12 protein-coding genes are annotated in these 13,075 nt (G+C 63.1%); 5 read left to right on the top strand and 7 right to left on the bottom strand.

The genetic code is table 11. The features are described from left to right. Positions 1–132: 132 nt before the first annotated feature. The 5 genes from Q1L50_RS08775 to Q1L50_RS08755 form a co-directional block, all read right to left on the bottom strand. On the bottom strand, positions 133–474 hold the full coding sequence (locus Q1L50_RS08775) for a NosD domain-containing protein (RefSeq protein WP_300337626.1): 342 nt from the start codon (positions 472–474) through the stop codon (positions 133–135). 15 nt (positions 475–489) lie between these two features. After that, on the bottom strand, positions 490–948 hold the full coding sequence (locus Q1L50_RS08770; protein WP_300337621.1) for a hypothetical protein: 459 nt from the start codon (positions 946–948) through the stop codon (positions 490–492). Beyond that, entirely contained in the window at positions 921–1,640 is a 720-nt protein-coding gene (dnaQ, locus tag Q1L50_RS08765; RefSeq protein WP_300337619.1) for a DNA polymerase III subunit epsilon, read from the bottom strand. Before dnaQ ends, Q1L50_RS08770 begins: the two co-directional genes overlap by 28 nt. Positions 1,641–1,703: 63 nt before the next feature. Beyond that, the gene (gene rnhA, locus Q1L50_RS08760; RefSeq protein WP_300337618.1) at positions 1,704–2,186 is read right to left on the bottom strand and encodes a ribonuclease HI; all 483 of its coding nucleotides are present in this window, start codon (positions 2,184–2,186) and stop codon (positions 1,704–1,706) included. Next, positions 2,179–2,901 carry a class I SAM-dependent methyltransferase gene (locus tag Q1L50_RS08755; protein WP_300337616.1) on the bottom strand — a complete coding sequence of 241 codons (723 nt, stop codon included), beginning with the start codon at positions 2,899–2,901 and terminating at the stop codon, positions 2,179–2,181. Before Q1L50_RS08755 ends, rnhA begins: the two co-directional genes overlap by 8 nt. Before the next feature lie 27 nt (positions 2,902–2,928). Here Q1L50_RS08755 and gloB point away from each other — a divergent pair, with 27 nt between their 5' ends. Continuing rightward, complete coding sequence (gloB, locus tag Q1L50_RS08750) at positions 2,929–3,690, top strand: hydroxyacylglutathione hydrolase (protein ID WP_300337615.1); 762 nt, start codon at positions 2,929–2,931, stop codon at positions 3,688–3,690. A gap of 8 nt (positions 3,691–3,698) precedes the next feature. Here the strand turns inward: gloB and Q1L50_RS08745 are convergent, their stop codons facing one another. Further along, positions 3,699–4,097: a response regulator gene (locus tag Q1L50_RS08745; protein WP_300337613.1), complete on the bottom strand. Its 399-nt coding sequence runs from the start codon at positions 4,095–4,097 to the stop codon at positions 3,699–3,701. 325 nt (positions 4,098–4,422) lie between these two features. Between Q1L50_RS08745 and Q1L50_RS08740 the strand changes: the two genes are divergently transcribed. The 4 genes from Q1L50_RS08740 to Q1L50_RS08725 all read left to right on the top strand — a co-directional run bounded on the left by Q1L50_RS08740 (position 4,423) and on the right by Q1L50_RS08725 (position 12,255). Further along, positions 4,423–7,827: a DUF748 domain-containing protein gene (locus tag Q1L50_RS08740; RefSeq protein WP_300337612.1), complete on the top strand. Its 3,405-nt coding sequence runs from the start codon at positions 4,423–4,425 to the stop codon at positions 7,825–7,827. Positions 7,828–7,920: 93 nt separating this feature from the next. Then, positions 7,921–9,279, top strand: a complete 1,359-nt coding sequence (gene rmuC / locus Q1L50_RS08735; protein WP_300337610.1) for a DNA recombination protein RmuC — start codon at positions 7,921–7,923, stop codon at positions 9,277–9,279. Further along, entirely contained in the window at positions 9,276–9,746 is a 471-nt protein-coding gene (locus Q1L50_RS08730; RefSeq protein WP_300337608.1) for a DUF3293 domain-containing protein, read from the top strand. Before rmuC ends, Q1L50_RS08730 begins: the two co-directional genes overlap by 4 nt. Positions 9,747–9,837: 91 nt before the next feature. Beyond that, positions 9,838–12,255, top strand: coding sequence for a serine/threonine protein kinase (locus tag Q1L50_RS08725; protein ID WP_300337606.1), 2,418 nt, complete (start codon positions 9,838–9,840; stop codon positions 12,253–12,255). Positions 12,256–12,280: 25 nt separating this feature from the next. Here the strand turns inward: Q1L50_RS08725 and Q1L50_RS08720 are convergent, their stop codons facing one another. Then, positions 12,281–13,075, bottom strand: a complete 795-nt coding sequence (locus tag Q1L50_RS08720) for an outer membrane protein assembly factor BamD (RefSeq protein ID WP_300337605.1) — start codon at positions 13,073–13,075, stop codon at positions 12,281–12,283.

Raw genomic sequence — 13,075 nt, 5'->3', positions numbered from 1 at the left:
GAGCGGCGCAAACGGTCACCTCACGGCTTTCGGCCACTTCCCGGTTTTTGTGGCGCCAACATCGGCGGTGCAAGTGACGCTGCAGACGCAATTTTCATCATCCGGGGTGGCTGCCGTCAACAGCCGTGACCGTTAGGTTAAAGCGATGCCGGCGCCACTGGCGCCTATGGCATGCATGATCTGGTTGTGACGGATGATCACGCCGTCGGAGTTGAGCGTTGTAATCCCGGTCGCGTTGTCGGTCAAAACGTTCCTTTCGATCAGAGTGCGGTGTGCAAAGAGCAGATTCAGCGCCCGGCGGCTGTCACCAATGCGGTTCCCGATAAATCGGTTATGCGGTGAATTGCTGACCGTGACATCGCGGATCCGGGCAAAGTCGTTGTCTTCGATGCGGTTGGCCGAACTGTACCAGAGGCGAACGCCGTCGCCTCGGTTGGCAGGGTCCGGATGCCGGGAGCGAATGCGGTTGCCGATAATGCGATTGTTGTTCTACCCCTGCAGGGTGATGCCGAACAGGACGTTGTCGATGACATTGTTTTCGATCATGTTGTGCGAGCCGTTTTCGATCAGCAGGCCGGAGTCGATGCCGTCGTGAGAATCTCCCGAGTGCTTTAGATGGAGTCCGCGCAAGGTCACGCCGCTGGCCCGAAGCGTCACTACCGTCCCTTTGCCGCCCCCATCGACGGTGATCTGGCCCCTGCCGTCAATGGCTATCGGCCGGCTGATCACGACCGGTCCGGCGTAGACGCCAGGTGGCGCACCCAGGGTGCCGCTGGTCGGGGTGAGATCGACCCAGGTCTGTAGCGGTGGCGGAACCGCCGCTGCACGAGTCGCGTGCAAGGGGCTGAGCAAGGCGGCCAGCAGCGCGGCGACGAGCAGTGCGCGGGCGGGCCGCAGCAGCGGCGGCCGGTGGCGAAGAATCAGCCCTGGTTCTCGGATCGCAGCCACAGGCACTTGCCATTGCTTGCCTCCTGGATGCTGGTCAGTAGCCTCTGATGCTCAGCGAGTTCTTCCTGGCTGGCGCGTTTGACGCGCAGCGCCTGACGCTGGCCCGAGGAGGGCGTCCTGCGGGCTGCTTCGTCCCGGCTGGCGCTGTCGTCGCCCAGGTCCATGATCAGGCTTTCCTGGCCACGGGTCATCGCCAGATAGACCTCGGACAGAATCTCGGCGTCGAGCAGGGCGCCATGCAGCGTACGGTGCGAGTTGTCGACGCCGTAGCGATCGCACAATGCGTTGAGGTTGTTCTTCTTGCCCGGGTGCAGATCCTTGGCCATGCGCAGGGTATCGCAGACGGCGTGGCAGACGGTGTCGACCGGCGCCATGTCCAGTAGCGCCAGCTCGGCGTTCAGAAATCCGACGTCGAACGCGGCGTTGTGGATCACCACTTCGGCACCGCGAACGAAATCGAGGAATTCGGCCGCGACGTCGACAAAACGTGGCTTGTCGAGCAGAAACTCGCGGCTGATTCCGTGCACCGACAGCGCGCCAGCGTCAATCTCTCGATCCGGGTTCAGGTAGCAGTGGAAATGGCGATTGGTTAGCCGCCGGTTGAGCATCTCGACGCAGGCAATCTCGATAATGCGATGGCCGAGTTTGTGCTCCAGTCCTGTGGTTTCAGTATCGAGAAAGACCTGGCGCATGACTATTTTCGATCAGTGGCGGTTGCTGGCGGCCCCGGCGAGGCCGGATTCTGGGGTGCGCGCTCAACGATTGCTGGCGGGCTCGGCGCTCGAGGAGTGGCGACGCGGCAGTTCATCCATGCCGCGATTGGCGAGGGCGTCGGCGCGCTCATTGCCGACTTGCCCGGCGTGCCCCTTTACCCAGAACCACTGAATCTGGTGCCGGCTGGCGGCTTCGTCTAGGCGTTGCCAGAGATCCGCGTTCTTCACTGGCTTCTTGTCCGAGGTGCGCCAGCCATTGCGCTTCCAGTTGTGAATCCAGGCGCTGATCCCCTTTTGCACGTACTGAGAATCGGTATGCAGGTGCACCGTGGCTGGCCTGGTGAGCGCCTCAAGCGCGCCAATGGCTGCCATCAGTTCCATCCGGTTGTTGGTGGTATCCGCTTCGCCACCCCACAGTTCCGTCTGTTGATCGCCGAACTGCAGGACCGCTCCCCAGCCGCCGGGGCCGGGGTTGCCGCGACAGCCGCCGTCGGCGTGGATGGTGACGACTTGCCGATCATTCATGTCTTGCGATTTCCTTTTCGCTGACTACCGACAGGGCCTTGCGAGGAGCGCCCCGCTGCTTCCAGTTGGGCATGATCAGGCGCATGCTATGCACCCGCTTGACCGCGCGCAGTACGTAGACGCCGCCGGCGAAGTTCCACCAGCGACTGCCGCTGGCTTCGATGAAGCGCCAGTGCCTCAGCCACCGTTCATTTCTGAACGGTGGCACATAACAACCGAAGCTGCCGCGGTCGGCCTCGAAGCCGAGCAATTGCAGCCAGTCCTTGAGGCGCGACACCGACAGGTAGTGGCCGTTCCACGGAAAGTGCCGCGGGCAGTTGGGGAGCCGGCGGCGAAGACCCCAGATCGAGATCGGGTTGAAGCCGGCAATGATGACCTCGCCTTCCGGAATCAGCACCCGTTCCACTTCGCGGAGAATCTGGTGCGGGTCATCGTGGAACTCGAGGACGTGCGACATCACCACCAGATCGATGCTGCTGGCCGCGAACGGGAGTTGGCGCAGATCACAGAGGACGTCGACCTTGCCCGAGTCGTCTGCCACCTGCCGCAGCGGGATGCGATTCTGGGCCAGCAAGCTGCATTGTGGCAGACCCAGCTGGATCGCGTTGTAGCCGAACACGTCGGCCACGAGGGCGTCGATTGCTGCCTGCTCCCAGGCCATGACGTAGCGCCCCGGCGGCGTTTGAAGCCAGGCGTCGAGGCCAGGAATTGACATTTTCCGCAGTTCTTCCACAATTGAACGATGTTCGACGTCATCCGCATTCCGGCTTTCAAGGATAACTACATCTGGTTGTTGCGCCAAGGCGCGTCGGCTGCCGTCGTCGATCCCGGCGACGCGCGCCCCGTTCTTGAGGTGCTCGACCGCGAAGGACTGTCACTGACCACCATTCTGGTCACCCACCACCATGCCGATCATCAAGGTGGGGTGGGCAGTTTGCTGGCCCGCTACCCGGCCGAGGTCTTTGGTCCGGCGGCTGAATTGATCGCCGGAGTCACCAGGCCACTGGTTGGCGGAGAGACGATCCAATGTGCGTTCTCGGACGTCCGCTTGCAGGTGATCGCGGTCCCCGGGCACACGCTCGGGCACATCGCCTATTATGGCGCAGGCTGCCTGTTTTGTGGCGATACCCTGTTCGCTGGCGGCTGTGGTCGCTTGTTCGAGGGAAGCGCGGCGCAGATGGCCGATTCCCTGGCGCGGTTGGCGGCCTTGCCCAACGATACGGCTGTCTATTGCGCGCATGAGTACACCGAGGCCAATCTGCGCTTTGCGATGGCGGTCGAGCCGGGCAATCGCCGCCTGCAAAGCCGTGTCAACGAGGTGGCGGTGGCACGCGCCAAAGGGTCGGCGACGGTCCCGTCGACGATTGCCATCGAGAAAGCGAGCAACCCGTTCTTGCGCTGCAGCGAGCCGGAAGTGGCGGCATCGGCACGGCGCAGGGTAGTCGACGCCGACGACGAGGTGGCAGTTTTTGCCGCCCTGCGCGATTGGAAGAACGGCTTCTGACCGTTTCGTCAGGCGGATTCCGGGCCGCCGCTCAGTGCCACGGCGCCTGGCCGTGCTGACCGCCATGCCTGCCTGAGCGTATCGAGTACCTTGCCGACCTTGAACGGTTTGACGATGAAGCCACTGGCGCCGCTTTGAATCGATTGATGAACGTTGTCGACGCTGGGGGTGCCGGTAACCATCACGACGGCGGTCTCCGGGTACATACCCTTGATCGTCTGCAGTGCTTCGAGGCCGCTCATTTGCGGCATGACCACGTCCATGCAGATGATATCGGGCCGCAGCCGCTGCGCTAGCTCAAGCGCGCCAACGCCATTTTTCGCCTCGCCGATCACCTGGTAACCGCCACTGCGCAGGATACTGCGCAGCAGCGTGCGCATCAGTTCGTTGTCATCGACGATCAGCACTCGTGGCCGCGGCGATTCGTTTGCTGTTCCGGCCTTCACCGGTCTGACCCGATCGAGCGGCCGGAATCGCTCCAAGGGAATGCCGGACCTTGCCGATCGCCCGCTTCAGCGCTGGTGCGGGTAGCTCGGCTGTCGTCCGGCAAGCGAGTCCACTCAGCGATCGACGAAGCGCCTTGCGCAGTTACCGGCGGGCGGCGAGGAACCGCCGCGTGGACGCTGGCCGGCCGCTGCGTCAGACCGGCGAAGCCTGCCGCCCGGCGAGTGCGGGAACGGCATGTTCGTGCTAAATTCGACTTCTCACCAGCCACCTTGCGTCCTTGCTCCCATGACTGAAGAGATCGATACGCCAAAGGCGACTGCCTCCTCTACCGTCCCACGCATCATCAAATACGGGTCGCGCGTCGCGCTGGCGTTGATCGTTTTCAGCGTACTCGGCTTTCTGGTTCTGCCGCCGGTGGTCAAGTCGATACTGGTCAAGCAGTTGTCGGAGGTCTTGCACCGACCGGTGACCGTCGAGGGCGTGAGCATAAACCCCTATACCCTGGCGGTGCAAGTCGCGGGACTCGCCGTTCAGGAGAGCGGTGGCGGCGAGACGATTGCCGCCTTTGACAGCCTCGAGGTCAATGCCGAGTGGAGTTCGCTGTGGCGTGGTGGGCCGGTGATCAGCGAGCTGAAACTGGTCAGCCCGGCGTTCAGGATCGTGCGCCTGGCCGATGGGCGCTTCAACGTCTCGGACCTGATCGACGAGTTCATGGCCAAGCCGGCGTCCGATGATCCGCTGCCGGCTTTTTCGCTCAACAACATCCAGATCAGCGGTGGCAAAGTCGACTTCGACGACCAGACTGTTGGCGAAAAACATCTGATCAGTGACCTTGATATCGGCGTGCCATTCATCTCCAGCCTGCCGCAAGCTACCGAGATCTACGTCGAGCCTGCCTTTTCTGCGTCGATCGACGGGTCGCCGCTGCTCATTCAGGGCAAGAGCAAGCCTTTTCACGCCTCGCGGGAGAGCGACCTGGTTCTTGACCTTCAGCAGGTACAGCTGGCCAGATATGTCGACTACCTGCCGTTTCACCTGCCGATCAAGGTCGTTTCGGGAGCGCTCGACGGCGAACTGAAGCTGGAGTTTCAGCGCCAGGACGACGAGCATTCGACACTCATCGTGTCGGGCAAGGTGGCGATCAAGGAGCTGCTGGTCAAGGACCGCGACAGCTCGCCCTTGCTGTCGCTGCAAGCCCTGGAGGTGGTCATCGGCAGCCTTGATCCGCTCAACGGGAAGTTCGCCATTGACCTGGTCGCGGTCGATTCGCCCGAGATTCACGCCCGCGTAACTCCGCAGGGAACGATCAACTGGGTCGACTTTTTCAGCAAGGAACTCGCGGCCCGGGGCGCAGCGGCGCCAGCCGCCAGCAAGAGCGCGAAGCCGGCGCCGGTCGAGTGGTCGATAGCTGAAGCGAAAATCAGCGGTGGTGCGCTGCGCTGGCGCGACGAGTCGCATGGCGAACCGTTCGACGCCAGCGTGGACGGGCTGCTGGTCAGCTTGAAGAAGCTCGACAGCCAAGGCAGCGCACCCGCCGAGTTTGACGTGGCGTTTCGCATGCAGGCCGCGCAATGGGTCACGCTCGACGCTTTCTCGGCCAAGGGCGGACGCGTCGATCTGGCCAAGCGTACAGTGACCATCGATGAGGTCGCGTCGCGCGGTGCGAAGCTGCTGGTCCGGCGCGCCGCCGACGGCCGTATCGAGTTTGTCGAGCCGCCTTCATTGCGCGCGGTCGAGGCGTCGCAGAAGGATCCGGCCGGGCCGTGGAAAGTGACCGTCGCCAGGTATCGTGGCGAAGACCTCGCGCTGAGCTTCGAAGACCGGGTGATCTCGCCAGCTGTCGTGCACACCATCGATGGACTGAAGGTCGAGGCCGAGAATCTGTCTACCGAGCCCGGCACGACGGCCATCATCTCGACGCGTTTCAACGTCAATAAGAAGGGCGAGGTCGAGGTCGCCGGCACGTTCAAGCTTCTGCCGCTCGATACCGACCTCAAACTTGCCATCAAGACGCTCGACCTGGTGCCGTTGCAACCGTACTTCACGGAAAGGCTGAACGTCGTTCTGACTCGCGGTCAGGTGATGTTGAACGGTGACGTTCGCTTGCAGCAGCTTGCCGCAGCCACGGCGGCAGCGCCAGAGGCCGGCAAGCTGTCGGCGGCGTTTTCCGGCCAGTTGGCGGTCGCCGACTTTTCGGCGGTCGACAAGGTCGATTCCTCCGACTTCCTGAAGTGGAAGTCCTTGTCACTTGGCCAGGTCAACCTGCGCCTGAATCCGGATTCGGTGTCGATCGGCGAGGTAGCTCTGGCTGATTTCTTTGCCCGTGTGATCATCAGTCCCAAGGGCAAGCTCAACCTCTTGCAGGTCGTCCGCCAGACCGAAGCGGCCCCGGCCGCCGGGGCACCCAGGAGCGCCGAGCAGCCGACCGCTGTGGTCTCGGCGGACGGCAAGGCGGTCGCGCCGGTGCTCGCCGGCAGCCAGCCGCCGCTGCCGGTGAAGGTCGGCAGGATTACCTTGCAGGGTGGCGACATCAAGTTCACCGACAACTTCATCAAGCCGAACTACTCGGCGGATCTGAAGAAGATCGGGGGCTCGATCAACGGGCTGTCGTCGGCTGCAGGCAGCGTTGCCACGCTCGACCTGCGCGGCAGCTACGACGACATTGCCCCACTTCAGGTGAAGGGGCAGATCAATCCGCTGGTGGCCACGCCGTATCTGGACGTGCAGGCCGACGTCAAGGGGATCGAAATGACTGCATTGTCGCCGTACTCGGGCAAGTACGCGGGCTACGCGATCGACAAGGGCAAGCTGTCGCTGTTTGTCAAATACAAGATCGAAAAGAACCAACTGACCGCCGAGAATCGCGTCTTCCTCGATCAACTGACCTTCGGTGCGGCGGTCGATAGTCCGGAGGCGACCAAGTTGCCGGTAACCCTGGCCGTCGCACTGCTCAAGAACGCCAAAGGTGAGATCGACATCAATCTGCCGGTTGCCGGTTCGCTCGACGATCCCGAGTTCAGTATTGGCGGCTTGCTTGGCAGCGTGATCGGCAATCTGCTGGTCAAGGCGGTTACTGCGCCGTTCGCCTTGCTGGGGTCGATCTTTGGGGGTGGCGAGGAGTTGTCTACCGTCGACTTCGATTTTGGGCTGGCGGCCGTCACCCCGTCCGCGCAGAGGCGTCTGGAGGCACTGGCCAAGGCCTTGCTGGACCGGCCCGCGCTCAAGCTCGACATCGAAGGGCAGGCCGACCCGGAGAGCGATCCCGAGGGACTGAAGCGCGACCGCCTGACCAGCAAGCTGAGGGCGTTGAAGGCGGAGGGCGTGAACAAGGGGAATGGCGAAAGCGCAGCGGCGGACGCCGTCGGGATCAGCGCCAAGGAGTACCCGGCCTTGCTGGAACGGGTGTACCGCGCGGAGGACTTCGCGAAGCCGCGCAACGTCGTCGGGATGGTGAAAACGCTACCCGTCGATGAAATGGAAAAGCTGATCCTGGCCAACACGGTCGTCGATGAGAGCGATCTGCGCGAGTTGGCCGACCGGCGGGCAAAGGCCGTTCGCGACTGGCTGCTCGCGCATCAGGTCCCGGCAGAGCGGCTGTTCCTGCGGCCGGTGAAGGTCGCCAAGCCGGACGGCAAGTCGGATGCGCCGGTGCCGGCAGGAGGTAACCGCGTCGTCTTCGCGCTTGAATAGGGTGCCAAGGGTAAAAAGGGTCAAAAGGGTGAATAGGGTCCGTCGCCGTATGGCCGCAGGTGACGACGCCTGTTCCCGGACCATCAGCCACGCATGAGCAACACCTGGCCGGATTGGTGGCCGTACGCCGCGCTGTCAATGGCCATGGTGGTCATCGCGCTGCAGGTCGTTCTGCTGCTGCGTGCCGGAACGACTCGCGAGGCGATCGGTGTACGTCTGCGTGACCTGCTAGCTGGACTGGAGCGGCTGGAACGCGAGTTGCGCCAGGAGCTGTCGCTGGGACGGCAGGAGGCGGCAAGCGCCGCTCGCGGCGACCGGGAGGAGCAGTCGCTGTCGCTGGACCGCTTGTCGCAGACGCTCGCTGCTCAACAGGCTCAGCTTGGCCGCTTGCAGGCACAGCAGCTCGAATCGTTTGCCCAGCAACTGGCGCGCCTGACGAACAGCAACGAACAGCGCTTTGAGGAACTTCGCCAGGCCCTGGAACAGCGCCTGACGGCGATGCAGGCCGACAATTCCGGCAAGCTCGAGGAGATGCGCCGGACGGTCGACGAAAAGCTGCACGCGACGCTCGAACAACGTCTCGGCGAATCCTTCAAGCTGGTCAGTGATCGTCTCGAGCAGGTCCATCAGGGGCTGGGCGAGATGCAGACGCTGGCCATCGGGGTCGGTGACCTGAAGAAAGTGCTGACCAACGTCAAGACCCGCGGCAGCTGGGGTGAGGTGCAGTTGGCAGCCTTGCTGGAGCAGTTGCTGAGCGCCGAGCAGTACGCCACCAACGTCGCCACCAGGCCGAATTCTCTGGATCGCGTCGAGTTCGCCATTCGCTTGCCGGGTCGCGCGATCGGTGACGAGGAACTTCGTCCGGTGTGGTTGCCGATCGACGCCAAGTTCCCGCTGGAGGACTATCAGCGCCTGCTCGACGCGCAGCAGCGAGGCGATGCCACGGCGCTGGAGGTTTCGACCAAGGCGCTTGAAGCGCGCCTGCGCCTCGAGGCCAGAACGATCCACGACAAGTACGTGGAGCCGCCGTACACCACTGATTTCGCGATTCTTTACCTGCCGATCGAGAGTCTCTATGCGGAAGTTCTGCGGCGGCCGGGGCTGGCCGACGGCCTGCAGCGTGACTGGCGGATCTGTATCGCCGGGCCGACGACGCTGGCGGCCCTGCTGAACAGTCTGCAAATGGGCTTTCGGACGCTGGCCATCGAGCGCCGATCGTCGGAAGTCTGGGCGGTCCTTGGCGCCATCAAGAGCGAGTTCGGCAAGTTCGGCGAGATCCTTGAGGCGACGCACAGAAAGCTCGAGCAGGCCAGCCGGAGCATCGAGTCAGCGGGCGTCCGGACGCGCCAGATCGAGCGCAAGCTGCGCGGCGTCGAGGCGCTGCCGGCGAGCGAGGCGCAGCTGCGACTGGGGAATCTGGAAGAGATTGCCGAGCCTGGGGACGAGCCATGACCAGCATCGAGGCCGCCTTCCGCGCGACGACCTATCGGGTGACGACTCCCGAAGGGGACTTCGCCTTGCGGATCGGCGTCGCCGACCGCGCGTTCGACGACTATCTCCGTCGGCTGCCGGACGCTCCCGATCCTTCGGCCTCTCCGGCGATTCGGGCGCCGGCCGGATCATGCGCAGTGAGCATCCACTCCGGCTGGGGCATCCTTACCGCGTACAACCCTGGCGCGCTGCTCGCCGAGCACGACAACCGACTTTGGCAGGAGCGCTTGCGGGACCGCCTGGCGGCGTCTGGCAGGCACTTTCTGCCTGCTTGCAACCTCGCCGACGATGGTGCCTGGCCGCCGGAGCCGAGCTATCTCGTACTCGACGTGAACGAGCAGCAAATCGTCGCTCTAGGCAGGGAATTTCGCCAACTCGCGGTCGTTTGGGGACGCCGGGGAGCGGTCCCGCAACTGCTCTGGATTTGAGCGACGGATTGCCGGGCAGCCGTGACTTTTGTCGCCTCGCTGGTCGTGGCGAGCCGTTTAGAATGAATTTTTGCAGGGTCGACCGAACACCGTGAGCAAGCGCGTCGGACGTTTCGAGATCATTCGTGAGTTGGGTCGCGGCGCCCAGAGCATTGTCTATCTGGCGCTTGATCCGCACCTTCAGCGGCAGGTGGCGATCAAGACGCTGCACTACGCGCGCTCTGATCCGCAGCAGAATCGGCAGTTGCTCGAAGAGGCGCGGATGGTCAGCCAGTTGCGCCACCCGAGCATCGTGCCCATCTTCGAAGCTGGCGAGGAGCGGGGCGATCTGTACCTGGTTTTCCAGTACGTTCCGGGCCTGAATCTTTCCGAACACCTGCAGCGCAGTGGTGGTCTGCCGCCGGACAAGGCGATCGCGATCGTTCATACGATCCTCGATGCGGTTGCCCACGCGCACGCGGCGGGGATCATTCATCGTGACCTCAAGCCGAGCAACATACTGATTGACGACGACGGCGTGCCGCGGGTGATGGACTTCGGCATCGCCAGCCGCTCTACCGGCACCGGCAGCGATGGCGGTCAATGGTCGGGTACGCCAGCCTACATGGCTCCGGAATACATCGAAAAGCGCACCAGCAACGAAAGAACGGACATCTTCTCGGCCGGCCTGGTGCTGTACGAGCTGCTCAGTGGGCAGCGGGCGGTCGCGGGTGGCGACATCAAGCAGGTGATGCAGCACATCGCCGGCACCGACATCCGTCTCCCACCGGAGTTGAGCAGTCTGCTCGACGAGCGTCTGGTGGCGGTGCTCTATCGGGCACTGGCGCGCGATCCGCAGAGCCGTTACGCTTCGGCCGCCGAGATGCGCGCCGCCCTCGACGACTACCTGCAGCCGGAAAGCACGGCGCAGTCGGCAGATGCGAAGCAGAGCACGATCGAATTCCTGCTGCGGCGGATGCGCCACAAGAGTGACTTTCCGGCGCTGTCCGAGTCGGTCGGGGCGATCAACCGGATCACCGCCTCCGAGAATCAGAGCGTTTCCGAGCTCTCGAACGCGATCCTCAAGGATTTTTCGCTGACCAACAAGATCCTGCGGATGGTCAATTCGGTGCACTATCGGCAGGCCGGCGGCGGCAGTATCAGCACCGTATCGCGCGCGGTCGTCGTCCTGGGCCTCGATGCGTTGCGCAGCATTGCGATCACGGTGATGCTCTTTGATCACCTGCAAAACAAGGAAAATGCCAATCAGCTCAAGGAGGAATTCCTGCGCGCCAATCTGGCTGGCGCGCTGGCCAAGGACCTTGGCGGCAAGACAGCGACGCGTGGGGACGTAGAGCAGGCCTTCATCTGTTCGATGTTCCACAACCTGGGACGCCTGCTGAGCCAGTATTACTTCCCGGAAGAAAGCGCCGAGATCAGGCGCGTTCAGCAGCAGAAGAACTGCTCCGAGGAAGCGGCAGCGCTGCAGGTGCTCGGTCTGTCGTTCGAGGACCTGGGCATTGGTATCGCGCAGAGCTGGGGATTTCCGAAGCTGATCGTAAGCAGCATGCGCAAGCTGCCGGCCGGGAGTGTGCGTCGCCCGGTCAACTCCGAGGATCGCCTGCGCGTGCTGGCGGCACTGTCCAACGAATTGTGTGCCCTGGTCGCCGATGCGGGACCCGATCAGCAACAGAAAGAGCTGCGCAAGATCGTCGCGCGTTTCGGCGAGGTCATTGCCGTCGATGAGCAGAGTCTGCAAAGAACCCTGGTCAAGTCCTTCGAGCACATGACGCATTTTGCCGGCATCATTCACCTCAATCTGCAGCAGACGCGTTTCGGAAGGAAGCTCAAGGCCTGGGGAGCGGCGCCGGCTGCCCGACCGGTCGCCGAGCTGGTACCGACCCGGGACGATGGCCTGGCTGGCGGCACGGTGCTTTCCGACGACGTGCCGGAGGCGGTAGCGTGCGATCAGCGGTCGGTTGACGGGAGCGAGTTCGTTCCGCCAGCCTCGCCTGACGCCGGCGAAGTCATTCTGATGGCGGGCATCCAGGACGTCAGCAACGCCTTGGTCAGCGAGTTCAGGCTCAACGACGTGCTGCGCATCATTCTGGAAACCATCTACCGCGCGAAGGGTTTCAGGACCGTCATTTTGTGCATTCGGGATGGGCGCAGCAATTCGATGCTCGGCCGTTTCGGCTTCGGACCGAATGCCCCCGAGGTTGCCAGGCGCTTCAAGTTTTCCCTGGTGTTTGCCGCGGACATCTTTCATGCGGCACTGGCCAACGGCGTCGATGTCCTGATCAGCGACACCAGCGATGCGAAGATCGCCGCCCGTATTCCGGCCTGGTTTCGCAAGGCCGTGAGCGCTGGTACGTTTGTCGTCTTCCCGCTCTGTGTCAAGGGCAGTCCGGTGGCGATGATCTACGCCGACCGTCAGCACGCCGGCGAGATCGTCATCTCCGAGAAGGAGTTGTCGCTGCTGCGAACCTTGCGCAATCAGGCGGTACTCGCGATCAAGCAGTCGATCTGAGGTGACGCCCGCTCGCTGGGCTGTCTTACCACAGCTTCCACCACGGCACCTTACGTTCCAGGCCGCGTCGATAATAGTCGCTGTCGGGATAATTCTTGCGCATGACGCGCTCGGCGTCATCGCGCAGATCGTTCAGGCCGAGCGAATCGTAGGCCTTGACCATGATGAACAGCGCTTCCTCGGTGGACGGTGTGTCGCGATAGTTGATTACGGCGTACTGGGCGCGGTTGGCGGCCGCGAGATAGGCGCCACGTTTCATGTAGTAACGGGCGACGTGCAGTTCAAGCTGCGCCAGTGCATCGACCAGGTACCTCATGCGGAGCAGTGCGTCAGGGGTGTACTTGCTGTCCGGAAAGCGGGTGACCAGTTCCTTGAAGGCGTCAAACGATTCGCGCGCACCTTTCGGATCGCGTTCGGTCATGTCCTGGTTGCTGATCGCACCGAGCAGGCCCAGGTCTTCGTTGAAGTTGATCAGGCCGCGCAGGTAATAGACGTAGTCGACGTTCGGGTGGTTCGGGTGCAGCTTGATGAAGCGGTCGCAGGCGGCGATTGCCGACGCCGGTTCGAGATCCTTCCAGTATGCATAGGCAATCTCGATCTGCGCCTGCTGCGCGTAGCGACCGTAGGGATAGCGGGATTCGAGCTTCTCGAAGTACTTGATGGCCTTGGTGTAGGACCCGTCGGTGAGTGCGCTCTTGGCTTCGGCGTAGAGCTTGTTGGCCGACCAGCCGATGGTTTCGTCCTTCGAGTCCGGGAGAAGGCCGCAGCCTGAAAACAGAGCGGCAACGATAAGCGCTGCGATAACCGCTAAACTACGCAT

It is taken from the genome of Accumulibacter sp., assembly GCF_029255145.1.
In the GTDB taxonomy this organism is placed as follows: Bacteria; Pseudomonadota; Gammaproteobacteria; order Burkholderiales; family Rhodocyclaceae; genus Accumulibacter.
Note: the sequence above shows the minus strand (reverse complement) of the source record. Positions and strands in the feature narration are given on the sequence as shown.